The 21,422-nt window shown below is 71.2% G+C and carries 23 protein-coding genes; 11 read left to right on the top strand and 12 right to left on the bottom strand.

The features are described from left to right. Positions 1 to 146 precede the first annotated feature (146 nt). On the top strand, positions 147 to 869 hold the full coding sequence (locus AB0J69_RS11815) for a hypothetical protein (RefSeq protein WP_364115691.1): 723 nt from the start codon (positions 147 to 149) through the stop codon (positions 867 to 869). On the opposite strand, the gene AB0J69_RS11810 is transcribed toward AB0J69_RS11815, so the two are convergent. After that, positions 866 to 1,570 (bottom strand): TetR/AcrR family transcriptional regulator, encoded by a 705-nt coding sequence (locus tag AB0J69_RS11810; protein ID WP_364115688.1) that lies wholly within the window; start codon positions 1,568 to 1,570, stop codon positions 866 to 868. The genes AB0J69_RS11815 and AB0J69_RS11810 overlap by 4 nt on opposite strands. Before the next feature lie 102 nt (positions 1,571 to 1,672). Here AB0J69_RS11810 and AB0J69_RS11805 point away from each other — a divergent pair, with 102 nt between their 5' ends. The 3 genes from AB0J69_RS11805 (at position 1,673) to AB0J69_RS11795 (ending at position 4,790) form a co-directional block, all read left to right on the top strand. Beyond that, the gene (locus tag AB0J69_RS11805; protein WP_364115685.1) at positions 1,673 to 2,893 is read left to right on the top strand and encodes a saccharopine dehydrogenase C-terminal domain-containing protein; all 1,221 of its coding nucleotides are present in this window, start codon (positions 1,673 to 1,675) and stop codon (positions 2,891 to 2,893) included. A 77-nt stretch (positions 2,894 to 2,970) separates the two neighbouring features. Then, positions 2,971 to 4,620: a dihydroxy-acid dehydratase gene (ilvD, locus tag AB0J69_RS11800; RefSeq protein ID WP_364115682.1), complete on the top strand. Its 1,650-nt coding sequence runs from the start codon at positions 2,971 to 2,973 to the stop codon at positions 4,618 to 4,620. Positions 4,621 to 4,652: 32 nt separating this feature from the next. After that, positions 4,653 to 4,790 (top strand): hypothetical protein, encoded by a 138-nt coding sequence (locus AB0J69_RS11795; RefSeq protein WP_364115679.1) that lies wholly within the window; start codon positions 4,653 to 4,655, stop codon positions 4,788 to 4,790. Between the two features lie 176 nt (positions 4,791 to 4,966). Here the strand turns inward: AB0J69_RS11795 and AB0J69_RS11790 are convergent, their stop codons facing one another. The 7 genes from AB0J69_RS11790 to AB0J69_RS11760 form a co-directional block, all read right to left on the bottom strand. Beyond that, positions 4,967 to 5,860, bottom strand: a complete 894-nt coding sequence (locus AB0J69_RS11790; protein ID WP_364115676.1) for a sigma-70 family RNA polymerase sigma factor — start codon at positions 5,858 to 5,860, stop codon at positions 4,967 to 4,969. A 9-nt stretch (positions 5,861 to 5,869) separates the two neighbouring features. Then, positions 5,870 to 6,256 carry an STAS domain-containing protein gene (locus AB0J69_RS11785; RefSeq protein WP_364115673.1) on the bottom strand — a complete coding sequence of 129 codons (387 nt, stop codon included), beginning with the start codon at positions 6,254 to 6,256 and terminating at the stop codon, positions 5,870 to 5,872. Positions 6,257 to 6,297: 41 nt separating this feature from the next. Beyond that, positions 6,298 to 7,275: a phosphotriesterase-related protein gene (locus AB0J69_RS11780; protein ID WP_364115670.1), complete on the bottom strand. Its 978-nt coding sequence runs from the start codon at positions 7,273 to 7,275 to the stop codon at positions 6,298 to 6,300. Between the two features lie 58 nt (positions 7,276 to 7,333). Continuing rightward, positions 7,334 to 8,743 carry a methionine--tRNA ligase gene (gene metG, locus AB0J69_RS11775; RefSeq protein WP_364115667.1) on the bottom strand — a complete coding sequence of 470 codons (1,410 nt, stop codon included), beginning with the start codon at positions 8,741 to 8,743 and terminating at the stop codon, positions 7,334 to 7,336. Between the two features lie 111 nt (positions 8,744 to 8,854). Further along, positions 8,855 to 10,105 carry an APC family permease gene (locus AB0J69_RS11770; RefSeq protein WP_364115665.1) on the bottom strand — a complete coding sequence of 417 codons (1,251 nt, stop codon included), beginning with the start codon at positions 10,103 to 10,105 and terminating at the stop codon, positions 8,855 to 8,857. A 94-nt stretch (positions 10,106 to 10,199) separates the two neighbouring features. Beyond that, on the bottom strand, positions 10,200 to 10,661 hold the full coding sequence (locus AB0J69_RS11765) for a universal stress protein (protein ID WP_364115662.1): 462 nt from the start codon (positions 10,659 to 10,661) through the stop codon (positions 10,200 to 10,202). A 75-nt stretch (positions 10,662 to 10,736) separates the two neighbouring features. Further along, positions 10,737 to 11,357 (bottom strand): DUF998 domain-containing protein, encoded by a 621-nt coding sequence (locus AB0J69_RS11760; RefSeq protein ID WP_364115659.1) that lies wholly within the window; start codon positions 11,355 to 11,357, stop codon positions 10,737 to 10,739. 214 nt (positions 11,358 to 11,571) lie between these two features. Here AB0J69_RS11760 and AB0J69_RS11755 point away from each other — a divergent pair, with 214 nt between their 5' ends. Further along, on the top strand, positions 11,572 to 11,922 hold the full coding sequence (locus AB0J69_RS11755; protein ID WP_364115656.1) for a MerR family transcriptional regulator: 351 nt from the start codon (positions 11,572 to 11,574) through the stop codon (positions 11,920 to 11,922). Continuing rightward, on the top strand, positions 11,919 to 12,893 hold the full coding sequence (locus AB0J69_RS11750; RefSeq protein WP_364115653.1) for an aldo/keto reductase: 975 nt from the start codon (positions 11,919 to 11,921) through the stop codon (positions 12,891 to 12,893). The genes AB0J69_RS11755 and AB0J69_RS11750 overlap by 4 nt, the downstream gene beginning before the upstream one ends. A gap of 4 nt (positions 12,894 to 12,897) precedes the next feature. Here AB0J69_RS11750 and AB0J69_RS11745 read toward each other — a convergent pair whose 3' ends face one another. Continuing rightward, the gene (locus AB0J69_RS11745) at positions 12,898 to 13,830 is read right to left on the bottom strand and encodes a sensor histidine kinase (protein WP_364115650.1); all 933 of its coding nucleotides are present in this window, start codon (positions 13,828 to 13,830) and stop codon (positions 12,898 to 12,900) included. Between the two features lie 181 nt (positions 13,831 to 14,011). Between AB0J69_RS11745 and AB0J69_RS11740 the strand changes: the two genes are divergently transcribed. Further along, entirely contained in the window at positions 14,012 to 14,566 is a 555-nt protein-coding gene (locus AB0J69_RS11740) for a DUF1707 domain-containing protein (protein ID WP_364115648.1), read from the top strand. On the opposite strand, the gene AB0J69_RS11735 is transcribed toward AB0J69_RS11740, so the two are convergent. Next, positions 14,536 to 15,648, bottom strand: a complete 1,113-nt coding sequence (locus AB0J69_RS11735; protein ID WP_364115645.1) for an aromatic ring-hydroxylating dioxygenase subunit alpha — start codon at positions 15,646 to 15,648, stop codon at positions 14,536 to 14,538. The genes AB0J69_RS11740 and AB0J69_RS11735 overlap by 31 nt on opposite strands. 62 nt (positions 15,649 to 15,710) lie before the next feature. Continuing rightward, a complete protein-coding gene (locus tag AB0J69_RS11730) occupies positions 15,711 to 16,802 on the bottom strand; it encodes an NAD(P)/FAD-dependent oxidoreductase (protein WP_364115643.1) in 1,092 nt (363 codons plus the stop codon). Between the two features lie 50 nt (positions 16,803 to 16,852). Between AB0J69_RS11730 and AB0J69_RS11725 the strand changes: the two genes are divergently transcribed. From AB0J69_RS11725 to AB0J69_RS11715, 3 genes are all read left to right on the top strand, one after another. Next, on the top strand, positions 16,853 to 17,416 hold the full coding sequence (locus AB0J69_RS11725) for a TetR-like C-terminal domain-containing protein (protein WP_364115640.1): 564 nt from the start codon (positions 16,853 to 16,855) through the stop codon (positions 17,414 to 17,416). 89 nt (positions 17,417 to 17,505) lie between these two features. Continuing rightward, positions 17,506 to 17,880 carry a hypothetical protein gene (locus AB0J69_RS11720; protein WP_364115638.1) on the top strand — a complete coding sequence of 125 codons (375 nt, stop codon included), beginning with the start codon at positions 17,506 to 17,508 and terminating at the stop codon, positions 17,878 to 17,880. A 91-nt stretch (positions 17,881 to 17,971) separates the two neighbouring features. Beyond that, positions 17,972 to 19,438, top strand: a complete 1,467-nt coding sequence (locus AB0J69_RS11715) for a DUF2079 domain-containing protein (protein WP_364115635.1) — start codon at positions 17,972 to 17,974, stop codon at positions 19,436 to 19,438. Here AB0J69_RS11715 and AB0J69_RS11710 read toward each other — a convergent pair. After that, positions 19,414 to 20,517, bottom strand: coding sequence for a glycosyltransferase (locus AB0J69_RS11710; RefSeq protein WP_364115633.1), 1,104 nt, complete (start codon positions 20,515 to 20,517; stop codon positions 19,414 to 19,416). The two genes, AB0J69_RS11715 and AB0J69_RS11710, sit on opposite strands and share 25 nt — an antisense overlap. 38 nt (positions 20,518 to 20,555) lie before the next feature. On the opposite strand from AB0J69_RS11710, the gene AB0J69_RS11705 reads away from it, so the two are divergent. Beyond that, positions 20,556 to 21,374, top strand: coding sequence for a PIG-L family deacetylase (locus AB0J69_RS11705; protein ID WP_364115630.1), 819 nt, complete (start codon positions 20,556 to 20,558; stop codon positions 21,372 to 21,374). Positions 21,375 to 21,422 lie beyond the last annotated feature (48 nt).

Here is a 21,422-nt window from a genome sequence, read left to right as displayed (position 1 = left end):
ATTTACCAACAAGCACCGGCATTCCCACATCGGCTACGTTGTGACTGGAGTACAGAGTTTTTCACTTCCCTTTTGCTGGAGCACTGGCCTCGGAGTCCGGCGTACCGGCGCCGGACTCCGGGGCACCGACCCAGGGGTCCGGTGCGGTGCTGGGGTGGATGCGGCGGATGGGCCGGGTGGCGTGCGAGGGGGCCTGGTACGGCAAGGCCGACCCCTACGGTGAGCAGGTCCTGGCCGTCCTGGCCTTCCGTTACGAGAACGGCAAGGAGCCCCACATCCTCGTCACCGGCATCGACCAGCCCCAGGGCGGCCTCGCCGTCGACGGCCTGGTGGAGGAGCTGAAGTTCCTCGACGACCTGGGCCTGCGGGAGGCGGAGCCGGGGGTGGTCGCGGGCCGGATCCTGGACGCGTTCGAGCTGGGCGAGACGGTCATGGGAGCGGCCGTGGCGGAGACGCTGCCCGCGATCCGCCCGCTGGCCGTCGCCCGTGCCAGGTCCGTCCCCGGCCTGGTACGCGGCGCCCCCGACGAGACGCTGACCGAGTTCGAGGACGTGCCGGACCTGCCGGGGGCGCGGGAGGCGTTCGGGAAGCTGGCCGAGTTCGTCGGGAACCGGCCGCTGTGGTGGAGCCCGGGGAGGGTGCGGCAGTTCCTGACGTCGTGGCTGCCCCGCGAGGCGATCCTGTCGGAGGAGGCGATCGCGGCGATGCCCGAGGTGGTCCGGGCCTGGAGCCGCTACCGGGGCGACCAGCCGGCGGTGCTGCGTCAGATCGACGAGGACGCGCCCCGCCTGCCCGCGCTCATGGCCGACGACTCGCTGGCCGGGCTCGGCAAGCGGCTGGCCCGGAACCTTCCGGCCGACAACGCCTAGCTCGCCCCGGCGAGCTGCGCCGACACGCTGGACAGCAGCATGTCGAGCGCCGTCGGGTACGCGCTGTCGTTCATCCGGGCGACCAGCAGCGGCGCCGTGGCCGCGATGTTGGGGTGCGTGCTGGCCGGCAGCCGCGCGTACGTGTCGCGCCACACCTCCTCGTCGGCCTCCCGGGCCGCCTTCGGCAGGGCCAGCGTGGCCGCGTCGAGAATGGCGAAGGCCAGGCTCTGGTCGATGAAGGCGTGATAGATCCGTACGGCGTCGGCGTCGGCGAACCCCGCCCCGCGCACGATCCCGAGGATCGTCTCGTCGCCGGCCACCTCGTTCGGCCGCCCCGTGACCCGGCTGGCGGTGAGCACGGCGGCCTGCGGGTGGGCCAGGTACGCGTGGTGGATGCGCAGGCCGAGATCCCGCAGGTCGCCCCGCCAGTCCCCGCTGGGCCGCCAGTCCGCCATCGCGTGCCGGAACAGCTCGTCCGCGATCGCCAGGATGAGGTCGTCCATGCCCCGGAAGTACCGGTAGATCGTGCTCGCGTCGGCGCCGAGCGCGAGGCCGAGGCGGCGGGCGGTCAGCCCGGCGGCCCCGTGCTCGCGCAACATCCGCAGCGCGGTCTCCACGATGAGCCGGTGCGTCAGCACCTGCCCCTGCTTGGTGGGACGCCGCCGCCGGCGTGCCGCCTCCGCCACCACCCGCTTGGCCATGCAGCCCGCCCCTTATGCCAACGCCATTGACGTTGATGAGCGTACGGGCGTTTGATGAACGACAACAACCCCCCAAAAGCTGTCAAAAGGGGATTTATCGTCATGCGTATCCTTCTTGTGGGAGCCGGCGGCGTGGGAACCGCCATCACCCGGATCGCCGCCCGCCGCCCGTTCTTCGAGCACATGGTGGTCGCCGACTACGACCTTCCCCGCGCCAAGGCGGCCGTCGCCGCGCTGGGCGAGTCCGCCGGCCGGTTCACCCCGGTCAAGATCGACGCCGCCGACGCCGGGGCCGTCGCCGAACTGCTGGCCGAGCACCGCTGCGACGTCCTGCTCAACGCCACCGACCCGCGTTTCGTGCTGCCGCTGTTCGACGCGGCGCTGACGGCCGGGGCCGACTACCTCGACATGGCCATGTCCATGTCGAAGCCGCACCCCCACCGCCCGTACGAGGAGGTGGGCGTCAAGCTGGGCGACGAGCAGTTCGCCCGCGCGCCCGAGTGGGCCGCGAAGGGCAGGCTGGCGCTGGTCGGCATGGGCGTGGAGCCCGGCCTGGCCGACGTCTTCGCCCGCTACGCCGCCGACGAGCTGTTCGACGAGATCGAGGAGATCGGCATCAGGGACGGCGCGAACCTCACCGTCGACGGCTACGACTTCGCCCCCTCCTTCTCCATCTGGACCACCATCGAGGAGTGCCTCAACCCGCCGCTCATCTACGAGAAGGACCGCGGCTGGTACACCACGGAGCCGTTCAGCGAGCCCGAGATCTTCGACTTCCCCGACGGGATCGGCCCCGTGGAGTGCGTGAACGTCGAGCACGAGGAGGTCGTGCTCGTGCCCCGGTGGATCCCGGCTCAGCGGGTGACGTTCAAGTACGGCCTCGGCGAGGAGTTCATCGGCACCCTGAAGACCCTGCACGCGCTGGGCGTGGACCGCACCGAGCCGGTCGCCGTCAGGACCGACCAGGGCACCGCCCGGGTGTCCCCGCGTGACGTGGTCGCCGCCGTGCTGCCCGACCCGGCCGAGCTCGGCGACCGCATGCACGGCAAGACCTGCGCCGGCACCTGGGTGAAGGGCGTCAAGGACGGGCAGGCGCGCGAGGTGTACCTCTACCACGTGGTGGACAACCAGTGGTCGATGCGCGAGTACGGCTCCCAGGCCGTGGTCTGGCAGACCGCGGTCAACCCGGTGATCGCCCTGGAGCTGCTGGCGAGCGGGGCCTGGACGGGCGCGGGCGTGCTGGGGCCGGAGGCGTTCGAGCCGCGGCCGTTCCTGGACCTGCTGGTCGAGTACGGCTCACCGTGGGGCATGCGCGAGCAGTGAGGGGGGGCCGGGGACCACCGGTGAAACCGGGCACTGGATCATTGAGGTGCCGAGAACCGTACATCGGAGGAATCCCTTTGAGCATCGCCGACGATCCCGACCGCGCACCGGCCCGCTCCCATCTGTACGCCATGGGCATGTCGGAGGAGGAGATGCGCCGCCCTGTGGTCGGCATCGCCTCCACCTGGACCGGCACCATGCCGTGCAACCTGACCCACCGCGAACTGGCCGCCCACGTGGCCGAGGGGGTGCGGGCGGCGGGTGGCCTGCCGATGGAGTTCAACACCATCGCGGTCTCCGACAACCTCACCATGCACACGCCCGGCATGCGCACGTCACTGATCAGCCGTGAGGTCATCGCCGACTCGATCGAGCTCATGGGCCGCGCGCACGGGTTCGACGCGCTGGTGGCGATCGTCGGCTGCGACAAGACCGTGCCCGCCGCGATCATGGCGCTGGCCCGGCTGGACGTGCCGTCGGTGGTCCTCTACAGCGGCAGCATGATGCCCGGCCGCTGGCGCGGGCGCGACGTCACCATCCAGGACATGTGGGAGGCGCTCGGGGAGCGCGAGGTCGGCCGGATGGACCAGGCCGACCTGGACGACCTGGCCAGGCACGCCTGCCCGGGCGCCGGCACCTGCGCCGCCCAGTACACCGCCAACACCATGGGCGCGGTCGCCGACTTCCTCGGCCTGGCGCCGTTCGGCGTGGGCGACATCCCGGCGGTGGCGGAGGAGAAGAACGCCGCAGCCCGGCGCGTGGGCGAGCTCGCCATGGAGGCGCTGGCCCGCGACGCCCGCCCCTCGCGCGTGCTCACCGAGGACGCCCTGCACAACGCGATCGTGTCGGTGGCGGCCATGGGCGGCTCCACGAACGCCGTCCTGCACCTGCTGGCGATCGCCCGCGAGGCGGGGCTGCCCCTGGAGATCGACCGGATCGGCGAGGTCTGCCGCGAGGTCCCGATCATCACCGGGCTCAAGCCCAGCGGCGGCGACCACACGGCGCTCGACCTGTGGCGGGCCGGCGGCACCTCGCTGGTGGTGCGCCGCCTGCTGGAGGCGGGGCTGCTGCGCGAGAACGTCACGCTGGTGGACGGCCGCACGCTCGCCGGCGTGGCGGCGGACGCACGGGAGACGCCCGGCCAGCGGGTGGTGGCGAGCGCGGAGGAGCCGTTCAAGCGGCGCGGCGCGCTGGCCATCCTGCGCGGCTCGCTCGCGCCCGACGGTTGCGTGCTCAAGCTGGGCGGCAAGGACGACTTCCGCCACGAGGGGCCGGCCAGGGTGTTCGACTCGGAGAACGACTGCTACGTCGCCATCCAGGAGGGCCGGATCGTGGCCGGTGACGTCATCGTGGTCCGGTACGAGGGCCCGGCGGGCGGCCCCGGCATGCGCGAGATGCTCTCGATCACCGGCCCCCTCGTCGGCCGCGGGCTCGGCTCCTCGGTGGCACTGGTCACCGACGGCCGCTTCAGCGGGGTCTCGCACGGGCTGGTGATCGGGCACGTGGCGCCGGAGGCGTACCACGGCGGGCCGATCGCGCTGGTGCACGACGGCGACACGGTGGTGATCGACAGCGCGGCCGGAACCCTCGACCTGCTGGTGCCGGAGGCGGAGCTGGCCCGCCGGCGGGCCGCGTGGCGCCGCCCGGACCGGGCGGTGGAGCGGGGGGTGCTGACCAAGTACGTGGCCACGGTCGGCTCCGCCGCGGACGGTGCGGTCACGGCCTGAGGTCCTGGATCGGACAGGTCGCGGGGACGGCTATGCTGCGCAGTGACGTTTGCCGTGCCCCTCACCTGAAGGAGACCTGCGCGATGTACAAGGAGTTCGCTGTCGAGGCCGTGATGTGGGTCGTCCCGGTCGTGGTGCTGATCGGGGTAGCGCTCCTCGTCACCGCGTGAGCGTCAGGGGCCGAGCCACGGCACGGCCCCTGCCCGCATCTCACCGGTAATGCCTGCATGGCGAACGGCCGGTAGCGGCCCTCTGGCAGGACCTCCCAGGTCCCGTGTCGCGCGTCTCCCGCCACCGGCCGTTCGAGGAGATCCAATCCCGTCCCCTGTTGCGGCGCCGTTTCCGTTCAGGAAGCCCACGCCAGCAGCGGCCCCCCTTGCCTGAGCCGTCTCAACGCCTGCTTCTCCAGTTGCCGGATCCGCTCCCTGGTGAGACCCAGCTGCTCCGCGATCTCGGTGTAGCTCTGCGCCCGGTGACCGGCCAGGCCGTACCGGAGCCTGATCACGAACGCCTCCCGCGGCGGCAGCGTCGTGACCACCTGGTTCAGCTCGGCGCTGAGGGCGCGGAGCTCCGTGAGCTCCTGCACCTGCAGCCCGTCCTCGTCGGCGATCAGGTCGCCCATCCGGCCCTCGCCGTGCTCCCCCACCGGGATGTCCAGGCTGACCATCTCCTGGCCGAGCCGGCGTAACGCCGCGACCTGCCGGGGCGACCGCTCGGCCGCCTCGCCCAGCTCGGCGTCCGTCGGCTCGCGGCCCAGCTCGGCGGCGAGCTGCCGCTCGACCCTGATGAGCCGGGACAGCTCCTCCGCGACGTGGATCGGCAACCGCACGGTACGGCTCTTGTCGTGGATGCCGCGCTCGATGGCCTGCCGGATCCACCACATCCCGTACGTGGAGAACTTGTATCCCCGCGTGTAGTCGAACTTCTCGACCGCTCTGATCAGTCCGAGATTCCCCTCCTGGATGATGTCGAGCAGCGGCAGCCCCCGGTAGGAGTAGCGCCTGGCGGCGGCCACCACCAGCCGGAGGTTGGACCTGATCAGCAGGTCCTTGGCGCGCCGCCCGTCGAGTGCGACGCGTTCGAGTTCTGGCGTGCCCTCACCACGCTCGATCAGATGGCCCGCGTACAGGCCTGCCTCGATCCGCCGGGCGAGATCCACTTCGTCCGCGGCGGAGAGCAAGGGGGTCTTTCCGATCTGTTCGAGGTACGTACCGAGCAGATCGGGCTCATCGGCCGACATGCACGGGGACTACCCGGTAAACGGCGGCGAATTCCCGGGTTCGTTGAGTTCTGCGATGGCCAGCTCGGCCGTGGTGCGGATATCGAAGAACTTGTCCAGCGCCGTGATCGCGAACAGGTGCTTGCACCGGCCGTTGAGCCCGGACAGCAGCAGCCGCCCGCCGGAGGCGGTGACCGCCTTGTGCAGGTAGACCAGCACCGACAGGCCGGAGGAGTCGCAGACGCTGACCGCCTGCATGTCGATGACGAGCATCGGGGGCTGGGTGAGGTCGAGCGCCTTGGTGACGCGGTCGCGGACCTCCGCGGCGGAGCCGAAGTCGAAGTCCCCCGTCAGCCGCGCGATGACGCAGGGTCCCTGGAGCCCGAGGCTTATCGACAAGGCCTGCTCCGAAGTCACCCAGCTCCACCTACCCGCGTTGCTCACCCGATCCAACTACTTTACGAGAAGTAGCGCTTCGGGTTGAACACCAGCATCTGCTCAATCTGGTCATCGGTCACACCCGAGTCCAGCAGTGCGGCCAAGACATCGTCGTGAATGTGATCGTAGCGCCAGTTCGGCGCCAGCGTGCTTCGGGTCTCGTCCCAGGCACCGCCGAAATAGTCCATGAAGCAGGCCGTGTCGTGGCTCAGCACCATACGATCGGCATATCCCCGCTGGCAGAGCGCCGCGATCGTGGCCACGCGCTGCGCGGTCGGGTTGTAGACGTCCAGACCGAAACGGTCCATCCCGAGGATCGCGCCGGTGTCGGCCAGGCGCATGAGGTAGTCGAGGTCGTTGCTGTCGCCCGCGTGCCCGACGACCACCTTCGTGAGGTCGACCCCCTCCTTGGCGAACAGGTCAAGCGCGACGATCCCGCTGTTCTCCAGGGCGTTCGTGTGGACGGTGATCGGCGCCCCCGTCCGTACGTGCGCCCGCGCGACCGACCGGCAGATGCGCTCGACGCCGGGCGTGAGCGCCTTCGTCTCGACCGCGCACTTGAGGAAGGCCGCCTTCACCCCGGTGTCGGCGATGCCCTCGGTCAGGTCGCGGACGAAGTCGTCGATCATCGGGTCCGGGCCGTCGATGATCAGCCCGGGGCCGCGGAAGTTGTAGGTGTGGGGCATCTCCAGGTAGGCGTAGATGCCGGTGGCGACGATGATGTTGAGGCCGGGCACCTGCTCGGCGACCCGCTGGACGCGCGGGATGTGCCGGCCCAGCCCCCACACCGTCGGGTCGACGATCGTCCGCACGCCCTTCGCGGCGACCGCGTTGAGCTTGGTGACCGCGTCCGCCACCCGGTGTTCCTCGTCCCACCAGGCACCCTTGCCGTAGTTCTCCAGGTGCTCGGTGGCCACCACGAAGACGTGCTCGTGCATCAGCGTCTGCCCGAGCTCGCCGACGTCCACGGGGCCGCGAAGGGTCTCGACGGTGGGCATCCGCGCCTCCATACCGGTCGGTCTGTCGGGCCAACCTAGGCGCCCGCACGAACCCCCGTCAACCGGCGCGCCGTGGGAGGAGCCGGGGGAACAGCGGCGCGGGCCGCGACAACCGCTCCCCGCCCACCGCCGCCGCCACGCGCGCCGCCGCCGTCGGCAGGAAGGGCTCCAGCTGTACGGCCAGCGCCCGGCAGGCGTGCACCAGCCTGCCCAGCGACGCCTCCTGCTCCCGTGGCGGCTGCTGCCACGGCCGGGTCCGCTCGATGTGCTTGTTGGCCGCCTCGACGATCTCCCACACGGCCAGCGCCGCCCGCCGGAAGTCGAACGCCGCCAGCGCCTCGTCCACCCGAACCTCCACCAGCGGCTCACCGGCGGGCGGCACGTGGCCGTCCAGGAAGCGGCAGACCATGGTGGCGACCCGGTTGACCAGGTTCCCCAGGCCGTTGGCGAGGTCCTCGTCGTACCTGGCGACCAGCCGCGCCTCGGTGAAGTCGGCGTCGCCCACGCGCGGCACCTCGCGCAGCAGCCACCACCGTACGGCGTCGACCCCGTACGCGGCCACGAGCGCCGCCGGGTCGGCGCTGTTCCCCGACGACTTGCTGATCTTGCGCCCATCAGCGGTGAGGTAGTCGTGCACGAAGATCGACGTGGGCAGCGGCCGCCCGGCGGACAGCAGCATCGCCGGCCAGTACACCGCGTGGAACCGGATCACCCCCTTGCCCATGAGGTGCACCTTGGCCGGCTCGCGGACCCACCAGCGCTCGTAGCCGCCGTCGTCGAGCGCGGTGATGTAGTTCGCCAGCGCGTCCCACCACACGTAGACCACCTGGCCGGGGTCGCCGGACACCGGGATCCCCCACCCCCTGGCCCTCGTGGCCGACCGGGAGACGCTGATGTCGTCCAGCCCCGCCTCGACGAAGGCCAGCACCTCGTTGCGCCGCGCCGCGGGCTCGATCCCCAGCCGCCCGCTCCCGATGAGGTCGAGCAGCTCCTCCTGGTAGCGGGAGAGCCGGAAGAACCAGTTCTCCTCCGACACCCGCTGCAGCGGCGCCTCGTGCCCGTCCGGGCAGGGGCCCTGCGGGTAGAACTGCTCGCAGCCCACGCAGTAGAGCCCCTCGTAGTGGCGCTGGTAGAGGTCGTGCGCGGTCTCCCGCCAGATCCGCTCGACCCCGGTGCGGTGGCCGGGATGGGCGCTGGTCCTGACGAAGGAGTCGAAGGACAGGTCCAGCGTCCCCCGCAGCGCCTCGAACTCGGCCGCGTTCCGGTCCACCAGCTCCCGCACCGGCACGCCCTCGGCCTCGGCGGCCAGCACGTTCTTCAGCGAGTTGTCGTCGGTGCCGGTCTGGAACCGTACGGGCTCGCCGCGCCGCCGGTGGTGCCTGGCCAGCACGTCAGCCTGGACGAGCTCCAGCGCGAACCCGAGGTGGGGCCGGGCGTTGACGTAGGGGATGGTCGTCGTGATGTACATCGGATGCCTCCCGAGGGGCCCCGGACACGACGAGAGGCCCCGGCTAGCAGGGCCTCAACGTGGACGTGCCGAGTGAAACCCCCTAGGGGGCCATCATCGCCAGGCACGTCGTCATGCGCCCATCGTACGCCTCCGGACCAGATAGATCACCACTCCGGCCGCGAACACCGCCAGCCCCGCCACCACCGACGCCACCGGCAGGGTGGCCGCCAGCAGCAGGCACAGCGCCAGCCCGACCACCGGGACGGCACGGTGCGGCGCGCCCTCGTCGCGGCGCAGCGTGAACGCGCTGGCGTTGGCGATGGCGTAGTAGACCAGCACGCCGAACGAGGAGAACCCGATCGCCTCCCGCAGGTCGGCCACGAGCAGCAGGACGATCACGGCGCCGCCGACCGCCAGCTCGGCCCGCCTGGGCACCTGTCGCACCGGGTCCACGACGGCCAGCATGCCGGGCAGGTCCCGCTCGCGCGACATGGCCAGCACCGTGCGGGAGACGCCGAGCAGCAGCGCCAGCAGCGCGCCCAGCGCCGCCACCGCGGCCCCGGCGCCCACCACGGGCGCCAGCCAGCCGAACCCGGCCTCGCCGACCACGTCGGCCAGCGGCGCCTTGGCCGTGGCCAGCAGCTCGGGCTTGAGCGCGCGCAGCGCGGCCAGGGCGACCAGCGTGTAGACGACGAGCGTGATGCCGAGCGCGATGCTGACGGCCCGGGGAATGGTGCGGGCCGGGTCGCGCACCTCCTCACCGAGGGTGGCGATCCTGGCATATCCGGCGAAGGCGAAGAACAGCAGCCCGGCTCCCTGCAACACCCCCCACATGTCGTACGACTGCGCGGGGGCCGCCCCGTACGTGACGAACGACACCCTGTCGTCGCCGAACAGCCCGGCCACGATCACCACGGCCAGCACGGCCAGCACGAAGGCCACGATCACCCGGGCCAGGCCCGCCGAGCGCTGAACGCCGAACAGGTTGAGCAGCGTCAGCGCGGCCACCGCGGCGATGGCCAGCGGCCGCTCCAGCCCCGGCAGGACGTAGGCGCCGAACGTGAGGGCCATGGCCGCGCAGGAGGCGGTCTTGCCGACCGTGAAGCCCCAGCCCGCCAGGTAACCCCACAGCGGGCCGAGCCGCCGCCGGCCGTAGACGTATGTGCCGCCCGACTCGGGATAGAGAGCGGCCAGGCGGGCCGAGGAGGTGGCGTTGCAGTAGGCCACGACGGCGGCGAGCGCGAGCGACAGCAGCAGCCAGTGGCCCGCGGCCGCGGCGGCGGGGGCGAAGGCGGCGAACACCCCCGCGCCGATCATCGCGCTCAGCCCCACGACCACCGCGTCGGTGGTCCCCAGCCGCCGCGCCAGCTCCTCCGGCAACGCTTCCGCCCCCTCTCGCACACTCAGGAGGCACCCACTCTGCCGCATGCCGCCGACAGTCCGCACCAACGGCCAGGTGAACGCTCGGGTGGAGCTACTCGGCGCGCTTCTCCGGGGCGGGGACCACCAGGACCGGCCGGTGCGCGTGGTGCAGCACCCGGTCCGACGTGCTGCCGAGCAGCAGCGAGCGCACCCCGCCCAGCCCTCTGGTGCCGGTCACGATGAGCTCGGCCTCCAGCTCGTCGGCCACGTCCACGATCGTCGACCAGACGGCCACGGAGTCCACGTCGCAGCGGGGCGTCGCGTCCAGACCCTCCTGCCGGGCCAGCTCCGCGCCGTGCTGGGCCAGCTCCCGCATCGCCTGCCCGATCGCCTCGTCCTCGACTCCCGACTGGTCGATGGGCACCATGAGCCCGGCCGAGGCCCTGGTCGAGGTCATCGCCACCCGCTCCCACACCGTCAGCACGACCGCGGGCCTGCCGCGGAACATCCGGCCCGCGAAGGCGATCGCCGCCTTGGCGTCGTCGGAACCGTCGTACGCGATCAGAATCGTCATCTCAGCCACTCCCAAGAGGTAGGGGTAGGGGACCTACCTCTTTCCTGAGCAGCGGGTTTCACGCCTGGCGACGCGTCAGGCCAGGGCCGGCGCCACGCCGCGCCGGGCCGACGGCCTGAGCATCGACAGCCCGGCCAGCGCCAGCACGCCCAGCTCGGTGACGACCACGGCCCGCTGGGTCAGGCCCGCTGGGATGTCGTCGTTGGTCAGCGGGATGCCGAACATGCGCACCACGTACGGGATCACGACCAGCAGCAGCGCGCCCAGGGCCAGCCCGCTGAGGATCCGAACCGCCTTCGCGTACCGGATCCGGGCCCTGGCCAGCAGCAGCCCCGCCACCGGCATCACCAGGAAGGCGGCGAAGGCGGCGTAGCGGTGGATGCCGCCCGACATCGACAGCGGCACCCCGGGACGGTCGGTGGGGAAGGCCCCGATCAGGAACATGCTCACCCCCCACGCCAGCAGCAGCGCGACGATCCAGCGGCTCATGCCGGCCCGGCGCAGCGCCTCGGCGATCAGCGCGGAGCCCACGGCGAACAACGTCAGCGAGGCGGGCAGCAGCCAGCCGGCCGACTGCCAGACGTACTCGCTGATCACACTGTGCAACGGGTCCAGGTCCGATCCGGCGTGCAAAGTGAGCATGGCACCGGTGCCGGCGCCGATGGCCGCGAACCCACTGACGAGCAATTCCTTCATGCCTCAAAGCTCGTGGAACGCGAGCTTTGCGAACATCGGAGATCGGCCCGAACCGGCCCTGAAGGAACCCCTAATACCTTGGTCTGGGACTTCCCTGAGATAGGTGGCCTACCTGCGCATCCGTGACCCTGGGTAGGGCCTGCCCCCTCAGGGTGGGGGTGGTGGGCCGCCCCCGATTTGACTTAGAGCGCACTCGAAGGGTGAACCTGGACGCATGACGATCCAGGAGGCCGCGCAGCGGTCGGGCCTGAGCGCTCACACGCTGCGCTACTACGAGCGTATCGGGCTCATCCACTCCGTCGGCCGCAACAGCAGCGGGCACCGCGACTACGCCGAGAGCGACCTCCAGTGGCTGGACTTCCTCACCAAGCTGCGCACGACCGGCATGCCGATCGCCGACATGTGCCGCTACGCCGAGCTTCGGCGCAAGGGCGAGGAGACCGCGGACGAGCGCCGGGAGATGCTGGAGCTGCACCGGGAGCGCGTCCGGTCCAGGATCGCCGAGCTCACCCAGGACCTGAAGGTGCTGGACACGAAGATCGACTCGTACAGGGGGCTTTCATGAACAGGCGCACGCTGGGCAAGGACGGGCTCCAGGTCTCGGCTCTCGGTCTCGGCTGCATGGGCATGTCCGAGTTCTACGGCCAGGGCGACGAGAAGGAATCTATAGCCGTCATTCACCGCGCCCTCGACCTTGGCATGAATTTTCTGGACACCGCCGACATGTACGGCAAGGGGGCCAACGAGGAGCTGGTCGGCCGGGCCATCAAGGACCGCCGCGGCGAGGTGGTGCTGGCCACCAAGTTCGGCATCAAGCGCGAGGACGGCACCCGTACGGTCGAGAACAGCCCCGAGTACATCAGGGCCGCCTGCGACGCCTCCCTCCGCCGCCTCGGCGTGGACCACATCGACCTCTACTACATGCACCGCCGCAACCCCGACGTGCCCGTCGAGGAGTCGGTCGGGGCCATGGCGGAGCTGGTCCGCGCGGGCAAGGTGGGCCACCTCGGCCTGTCGGAGGTGAGCGCGGACACCCTGCGCAGGGCCTCCTCCGTGCATCCGATCGCGGCCCTGCAGAGCGAGTACTCGCTGTTCACCAGGGGCCTGGAGGCGGAGATCCGGCCGGCGGCCAGGGAGCTGGGGATCGGGCTGGTCGCGTACTCGCCGATCAGCCGCGGCCTGCTGTCGGCCACGATGCCGAGCGCGGAGGAGCTGCCCGCCGACGACTTCCGACGCCACCTGCCGCGCAACACGGGCGAGAACGCCGAGCACAACAGGGCGCTGGCGGCCGAGGTGAAGAAGGTCGCCGACGACGCCGGCCTCACGGCGGCCCAGATCTCCCTGGCCTGGCTGCTGGCCCAGGGCGAGGACATCGTGCCGATCCCGGGCACGAAGCGGCTGAGGTATCTGGAGGAGAACGCCGCCGCGGCCGACGTCACGCTGACGCCGGAGCAGCTCGACGCGCTGGTGACCGCCGTGCCCGCGGACGCCGTGCGCGGGCCCCGCTACCCCAGCATGGGAGAGGTCGAGCTCTGACCGCTCACCGCTCGTGCCGGTGGGCGTCGAAGTAGACGCGGATCGAGGTCGCGCCGGCCCGGGTGTGGATGCGTACGAGATCGCTGAGGAGGTTGACGATCAGCAGGCCGCGCGAGCCCGCGTCGCGCGGATCGACCGGCCTGCGGCCCACCAGCGGGTCGGTGATGTGGCCGGAGTCGCTGACCTCGCACACCAGCCGGCCGCCCTCGGCCCACACCCGGAACAGGCCCGACCCGCCGCCGTGATCGAGGCTGTTGGCGCCGAGCTCGGCCACCGCCAGCCGGATGTCGTCGAGGCGGTCACCGTCGAACCCCATCACGGCGGCCTCCTGGGCCGCCAGGATCCGCACCGCCGACAGGTTGGTGTGGTCGAAGCGCAGCACAACGCTCTTCTCCGGCTCGTCGAGCGGCCGGTTGTGCCCGTCGACCACCAGCTCGGGCGCGTAGTCGGCGCTCGCCCACTCCCCCGAGACGTCGCGCAGCACGGGGTGGGTCCGCGCCGCCTCGCCGATGACCTCCGCGGTCAGGTTCACGGCGTCGTACGGGCACAGGATCGTCACCCTCCGGCCGGTGAACGACAGGTTGATCAGCGCCTCGTGCTGGGCGCAGGCGGGATATTCGGTCGCGGTGCGCCCGGGCCAGATCGGCTCGCCGATGATCCGCACGTGGTGGTCGGGATGCCGGTCGGCGAAGGCGCGCAGCACGCCGGGGATGATCCGCCCGGGGTTGCGGCCGGCCTCGGTCATGTCGAGCAGGAGAACGTCACCGGCCGCCCGGCCGAGCGCGGCGGCGATCAGCGCCAGATTCGCGCCGGGGACGGCGACCGCGACGGGCTCGCCCGCGGCCAGCCCCGCGCGGATGAAAGCCGTGGTGGCAGCCACGTATTCCCGGTCGCCCCGATAGAAGAGCGCCGGGTGAACGAACGGTTCTGCCAGCATCAGCCCTCACGCTACCTAAGGACGATGACTTCAAGGCAATCCACTGGGTACCTAATATGTTGTGAAGAGAGTCCAGGTCATCCGCCGCCCCCGCCCCGGACCCCGTCAGCTCCCGCTCGATCTCCGCACGCCTTCCGGCCGCCGCCTCCCGTTCTGAGCGCCACGAACCTATGCTCAGGACATGTCGGAATTGCAGATGCGGGTCTCCGAGGAGGACCGCGAGCGCACCGCGCAGCAGCTGCAGCGCGCGTTCGCCGAGGGCCGCCTCAACCAGCTGGAGCTCGAGGACCGGCTCGAGATCGCCCTGACCGCGAAGACCTACGGCGACCTGCTGGGCCTGATCGACGACCTGCCCGTTGATCAGTCCCAGGTCAACGACGTGGTCGAGCTGGAGTCCAAGAACGGCAACCTCAAACGCTCGGGCGACTGGGCCGTGCCCAGGAAGCTGCGGGTGAGCTCCAAGTACGGCAGCGTCGAGCTCGACCTGTCCGAGGCCGTCGTCTCCCATCCGGTCGTCGACATCGAGCTCGACCTCACCTACGGCTCCGCCAAGATCATCCTGCCCGAGGGCGCGGTGGCGAACGTGGACGCGTTCCAGAGCGACTGGGGCAGCACGACCACCTCGGACGTGCCGAGCAGGCCCCGGCCCGGCGCCGTCCACGTGGTGATCAGCGGGCGGGCGAAATACGGCGGGCTCACCGTGCGCTACCCGCGCAAGCGCTGGTTCACCCACTGATGGAACAGGGAGATGTGGTGCTCGCTGGGCACGAGCACCCCGCCCTCCCGGTAGGCCCGTGACGACATGCCCGGCTGGGTCCGCTCGCAGGCGTCGAAGTCCTGCTCGTTGACCCGGTGGAACAGCTCGACCGACAGCGACACGTCGGCCCCCGAGGCGACCACGTCGGGGTGGTAGAGCCAGTCGCACTCCACCACGGTCCGGTCCACGGCCATGGGGAACATCCGGTGCAGGATCACGTGGTCGGGCACCAGGTTGACGAACACCTGGGGCTTGACGGTGATCGCGTAGTAGCGGCGGTCCTGGTCCTGGGACACGTCGGGCAGCCTGCCGAACCCGGGGCTGCCGTCCACCGTGAACCCCTCGGCCCGCTCGGCGAACTCGGCGCCGTGGCCGACGTAGTACTGCGCCGCGTACCCGCCCGCGAACTCCGGCAGCACGGCGGTCAGCTCCGGGTGGATGGTCGCGCAGTGGTAGCACTCCATGAAGTTCTCGACGAGCAGCTTCCAGTTGGCCTTGACGTCGTAGACGATGCGGCGGCCGAGGGCCAGCTCGTCCACGTGGTAGTGCTCGATGGCGGCGGGGTCGCCGAGGCGCTCGGTGGCCGCGTACGTCACGCTCTCCTCGAACGTGGGCGGCTCCGCGGCCAGGCACACCCACGCGTAGCCGAGCCACTCGCGCAGGTGCACGGGGACCAGCCCGTGCTCCACGCGGTCGATGTCCGGCATCTTGGCAAGGTTGGGCGCGGCGGCCAGTCGGCCGTCGAGGTCGTAGGACCAGGCGTGGTACGCGCACCTGATCGTCCTCCTGACCTCGCCCGCCTCCTCCAGGCACAACCGGGCGCCACGGTGCCGGCAGACGTTGAGGAAGGCCCGCAGGCGGCCGTCGCGCCCGCGCACGACGATCACGCTCTCCCTGCCGATCTGGACCGTCCTGAACGCGCCCGGCTTCGGCAGGTCCCCGGCCCTGACCGCGCAGAACCAGAGGGTTTCGAAGATCTTGGCCTGTTCCTCGGCGAAGATCTCCGGGTCGGTGTAGGAGCGGCCGGGAAGGGTGGAGATCAAGCTCGACGTGGTGGTCAACCGACACCCCTTGTTGCGTATTACGCACCGAGTTGCTCTATATGCGACATCGTCAGGCGGCCTCAGGGGGCTGTCAAGAGGTAGTTGCTGTACCTGCGGAGCATGGCCGCGTACATCTTGCTCATGGGCCCGTCGGGCAGCAGCCCCGCGATCGGCCGCTGCATGTCGGTGAGCTCGGTCCCGGCCAGCCGGGCGGGCCGGCGGGCCACCTTCGACCGGGCGCGCTCGTAAGCCCGCAGGTCGCCGATCGACCGGCAGAGCAGCCAGGCGTCCTCCAGCGCCTGGTTGGCGCCCTGGGCCATGGTGGGCGGCATGGTGTGCGCGGAGTCACCGGCCAGCGTGGTCGGGCCCTTGCCCCAGACGGCCGGGATCGACTGCCGGTGGTGCGGGAAGAAGTCGACGTCCGTGAGCGTGTCCAGGATGCCGCGCACCGGCTCCGCCCAGCCGCCGAACCGCTCGCGCAGCCGGTCGACCACCTCCGGGTCGTCGGCCCAGAACGGCCGGCCGGGCGCCGACCTGACGTCGAACCACCACAACAGCCGCCCTCTGCCCGCCGGGATCAGCCCGCACAGGCCCTTCCCACCGGCGATCATCACGGCCCTGCGCTCCTCGGTCAGCGCGGTGGGCATGGTCGTGAACCCCTGCCAGGTGACGAACGGGCTCAGCCGGGCCCGGTCGTCGCCCCACAGGGCCGCGCGCACCACGGAGCGGCGGCCGTCGGCGCCCACGAGCACGTCGCCCCGCACCGTACGGCCGTCGGCCAGGCGCACCTCTGCCCGCTCGGGCACCACATGCTCGACCCGCGCCCCGTACGTCACCGGCACGCCGTCGGCGAGCAGCTCGACCAGTTCGTGCCGGGCCACGTGCACGACCGGGTGGCCGTAGCGGCGCTCGGCCACGGTCAGGTCCAGGGTGAGCAGCCGCCGCCCGTCGGCGGCCCACGACTCCAGGGTCTCCAGCCGGCGCCCGACGCCGGTGTAGTCGGCCTTGAGGTCCTCCAGGATGCCCGTGCTGCCCGGCCAGAGCGTGACGGAGCCACCGGCCGTACGCAGTTCGGGGGCCTCCTCGTACACCTCGGCCTCGTGGCCCGCGTTGAGCAGGCCGCGCGCCAGGGCGAGCCCCGCGACGCCCGCGCCGACGACGATTACTCTCATTACGACCCCTGATATTGAGACTCGGGATATCAGATACTAGGAGTATCACAATGTCTGCGCGCGGCCGCAAGCCCGACCCCACGGTGGACCACCGCATCAGGCAGGCCGCGGCCGGGCTGGTGCTGTCCCACGGCCTCGACTTCACCATGGACGACGTCGCCGCAGCCGCGGGCGTGGGGCGGGCGAGCGTGTTCCGCCGCTACGGCAGCAAGCGCGACATGCTGCTGGAAACCCTCGGCGGCATCATGAACACGCACGTCGCCATCCCCGACACCGGCTCGCTGGAGGGCGACCTGCGCGTGGTGGTCGCCGACACGCTGGCCCTCTGGCACGTCCCGGGGGTGTCCCGCATGGCCAAACAGGTGTACGGCGAGGCCGGCCGGGACCCCGCGGTCGCCGAGATCATCCGCACCAGCATGCGCACCCGGATGGAGCGATCGTGGGTCGTCTACGAGCGCGCGATCGAGCGCGGCGAATTGCCCCCCAATGCAGACCTTTGGCTACTCACGGATATGTTCGCCGGTTTCGTTGCCTACCGGGGGCTCCTGGATCTTCCGCTGCCGGAACCGGACGAGATTGTGCAGGTCCTGCTGCATGGCTTTACGCCGGCTTGATGCCCGTGGTGTTACTGGGGTGCAAGCGACGGTCAAGTTGGGGCCCATAATGTTCCCTTCGTTCGCTAAACCTACGAAGGGCACGGAACATGACACCCCCTCGTCGTCGCCTGGCCGTCGCGGCCGCGACGCTGACTCTTGCCGTCCTCACCACCGCCTGTGGTGCGATCGGCCAGGCCGTTGACTGCAACACCGCCGCCACCGAGGCGAGCAAGATCGCGACCGATTGGAGCACCGCGGTCACCAAGGACGTCGGCGACACGAAGGCCGTGCAGACGGCGTCGAAGACGGCGGCCGACAAGACGAAGGAGCTCGCGGGCAAGTACGACGGCGAAGTCGCCGCCGCGCTGAACGACCTCGCCGACGGCTTCGCGTCCATGGAGGGTGGAGACCTCAGCAGCGTGACCGAGTTCAGCGGCAAGGTCAACGGCTTCACCAGCAAGATCACTGCCGCCTGCTCCTAGTGAGCCCGCGGTCGCCGTCGCCACCTGTGGGGGGCAGGCTGGGGCGGCGGCCGCGTCACGTCCGGGCGGAGTCGTTCTAGTCTTGCTGCCCGTGACGGGTGAGACGATTGTGGCGCGCGCGGGGGTGGGCGCCGGCGCCTCTCCATGGCGGATCCTCTCCGGCCACCGCGTACGCGTGGGAGCGATCGCGCTCCTCGCCGCGGTGGCCTACGCCGTGCTGGGCCTGGTCAGGCTGGGCACCTTCAGGGCCACCTCCTTCGACCTGGTGATCCTCGACCAGGCCGTGCGCAACTACGCGAGCCTCCGCCCGCCGCACGTCCCCGTGCTGGGCATGTTCCACGGGCGCGGCATGGACTACCTCCAGCTCGCCGACCACTTCTCCCCCGTCTACGCGCTGCTGGCCCCGCTCTACTGGATCCACGACGGGCCCGCCTCGCTGGTCGTCGCGCAGGCGGTGCTGTTCGCCGCCGCGATCCCGTTCCTGTGGCGGTTCACCCGGCGCGTGCTGGGGGTCGCGCCCGCCTATCTCGTCTCCGTGGCGTACGCGCTGTCGTGGCCGATCGCGCAGGCGGCCGCGTTCGACGCGCACGAGGTCATGTTCGTCCCCGTGCTCACCGCGATCATGATCGAGCGCTACCACGCGGGCCGCGTCCGGGCGGCGTTCCTGGCGATGCTGGTGCTCCTCCTGGTCAAGGAGGACATGGGGCTGATGGTGATCGGGGCCGGGTTGTGCCTGATCGTCATCGGCGACCGTATGCGCGGCCTGATCACCGTGACGTTCGGGCTCGGCACCGTCCTGCTCGTGCGCGGGCTGCTGGTCTCCGCCTTCGGCGGCGACCCGAAGGACTTCTGGGCCTACGGCCACCTCGGTCCCGACGTGCCCGGGGCGATCCTGGCGATGCTGCGCGACCCGGTCGCCGCCGTGCTGCTGCCGTTCGGCGAGGAGGCCAAGGTCGACACGCTGTTCCTGCTGGTGTGGCCGACGCTGCTGCTGTGCCTGCTCTCGCCGCTGTCGCTGATGGCGCTGCCGCACGTGCTGGAGCGCATGTTGTCCGACCGCGCCCAGTGGTGGCAGTCCGACTTCCAGTACAGCGCCTTCACCGTGATCATCCTCTTCTGCGCGGGCGTGGACGGGCTGGCCCGGCTGCTGCGCCGGATCAGGCGGCCGGACGACGCCTCGCTCAAGCTGGCCTGGTCGGCGGCGGCGCTCGCGATCGCGATCACGCTGGTGCCGAGGTTCGCGCTCGACCAGCTCTACCATCCGGCCTTCTACCGGGAGCCCAAGGCCGCCGCCGCGGCCGAGGCGGTCGCGAAGGTGCCCGCCGGGGTGACCGTCGAGGCCGCCAACTCCCTCGGGCCCGCGCTCACCGGCAAGGCCACCGTCCTGCTGTGGACCGGTCAGTCGCACGGCTCGCCGTGGGTGGTGGCGGACGTCGCGCGCGTGGAGTTCCCGTTCGGCTCCCCCGCCGATCAGCTCGCCAAGGTGGCGGAGCTGCGGCTGCAGGGATATGTGACGGTGTTCGAGCGCGACGGCTATGTGGTGCTGCGCCGCGGCTGACCCTCGCGGGCCTGCGCGTACGCCCGGTCGAACCCGTCCAGCACCGTGGGCCACGAGCCCGCGCCCGGCGGTGTGCTCCTGTTGTGCGCGGCGATCGACTCGCGCAGCTCCGTCTCCACGCACAACCGCGCCACCGCCCGCGCCAGGTCGCCGAGCGTGCGGCCGAGCAGGCCCTCGGTGCCGTCCTTGACGAAGTCGGCGACCCCGCTCTGCGTCCTGGCCACCACCGGCAGTCCCGCGGCCCGCGCTTCGAGCGCCGCGATGCCGAACGACTCGCGCGGCGCGGGCGCCACGAACACGTCGGCCGACTCCAGTACCTTGGCGATCTGCTCGCGGGTGTAGCGGCCGGGCAGCGAGACCCAGCCGGCCATGCCGTGCCGGGCCAGGAAGCGCGCCATCTGCCCCCGAGCCGGCCCGTCGCCGACGATCGTGGCCCGGACGGGGATCTCGGCGGGCACGCGGGCGCGGACCGCCTGGAGCAGCTTCAGCAGGCGCAGCGGCTGCTTGCGCGGGGCCAGCCGGCCCACGGCCACGATGTGCACCTCGGCGCGCCGGTGGGGCGTGCCGGGAGGCGGCGCCCAGCCCGACAGGTCGAGGCCGTTGGAGACCACCCGCACCGGGATCTCCGGCCCGGCCACGCGGCGGATCGGCGCCGCGGCGGCGTTGCTGACCGTGGTGCCCACCAGCCGCCAGCGCTGCCAGCCGAACACCAGCCGCAACAGGCGGTAGATCCCGCGCGTCACCGGGTCCCACATGCTGTGCACGGTCACCACGCAGGGCACTCCCGCCCGGAACGCGGCGCGCACGCCCATCCACGCGAACGGCGAGACCGCCCCGGTGTGGACGTGCACCACGTCGGGACGCGCCGAGGTGATCCAGCGCGTGAGATGGCCCACTCCGAACGGGTGCACCGGCAGGTCGAACGGCATCTTCGCGACGATCCTCCGCACCCCGGGCAGCGGCTCCCCCCTGGTCGCGGTGGCCACGGACACCTCGTGTCCCGCCTCCCGCTGCATGCGCACGAGATCGGCCACCTGGACCTCGATCCCTCCGAGTCGAGGCAGGTAACAGTCACTCACGTGAAAGATCCGCACCCCTCCCAGACTAATCTGGGCGTGTGCCTCCACGTACCGCTGTGTTCTTCCACGCCCATCCCGACGACGAGGCCCTGCTGACGGCCGGCACCATGGCGATGCTCGCGGCCGAGGGACACCGCGTGGTGCTCGTGGTGGCCACCGCCGGTGAGCGCGGCCTGGCCGAGATGGAGCCGGGCGAGGCGCTGGGCGAGACCCGGCTCGAGGAGCTGTACGAGTCGGCCGCGCTGCTCGGCTGCGCCCGCGTCGAGTGCCTCGGCTACGGCGACTCGGGGCTGAGCCCCAAGGGCGGGGTCGCTGACGAGCGGCCCGACAACGCCTTCATCGACGCCGACACCGAGGAGGCCGCCAAGGCACTGGCCGCGATCCTCCAGGAGGAAGAGGCCGAGCTCCTGGCGATCTACGATCCGGCGGGCGGCTACGGGCATCCCGACCACGTGCAGGTGCACCGGGTGGGCAAGCGGGCGGCGAAGATCGCGGGCACGGAGATCGTCCTGGAGGCGACGGTCAACCGCGACCCGCTGGTCAGGCTGCTGAAGCTGGCGGGCCGGTTCTACAGGTTCCCGCCGGAGTTCGACGTACGGACGTTCGAGAGCGCGTACTCGTCGGGCGAGACGATCACCCACCGGGTTAATGTCCGGAAATATACGAAACAGAAGCGGGCCTCGATGGCCGCGCACGCATCCCAGGCCAGCGGCGGCGACAGCGACCGCACGCTCGCCGTCATGCTGAAGGTCCCCCGCCCCCTCTACCGCTTCGTCTTCGGCACCGAATGGTACGTCCGCCGCGACCTGCCCCCCGGCGCCCGGCTGACTCATCCCTTCGACCGGTGGCCCAAGTAATACTTCAGGACGACGAGGCCGCCCGCCGCAACCCGGCAGACTGGACTC

The sequence above is a fragment of the Nonomuraea sp. NPDC049709 genome, from assembly GCF_040674815.1.
In the GTDB taxonomy this organism is placed as follows: Bacteria; Actinomycetota; Actinomycetes; order Streptosporangiales; family Streptosporangiaceae; genus Nonomuraea.
Note: the sequence above shows the minus strand (reverse complement) of the source record. Positions and strands in the feature narration are given on the sequence as shown.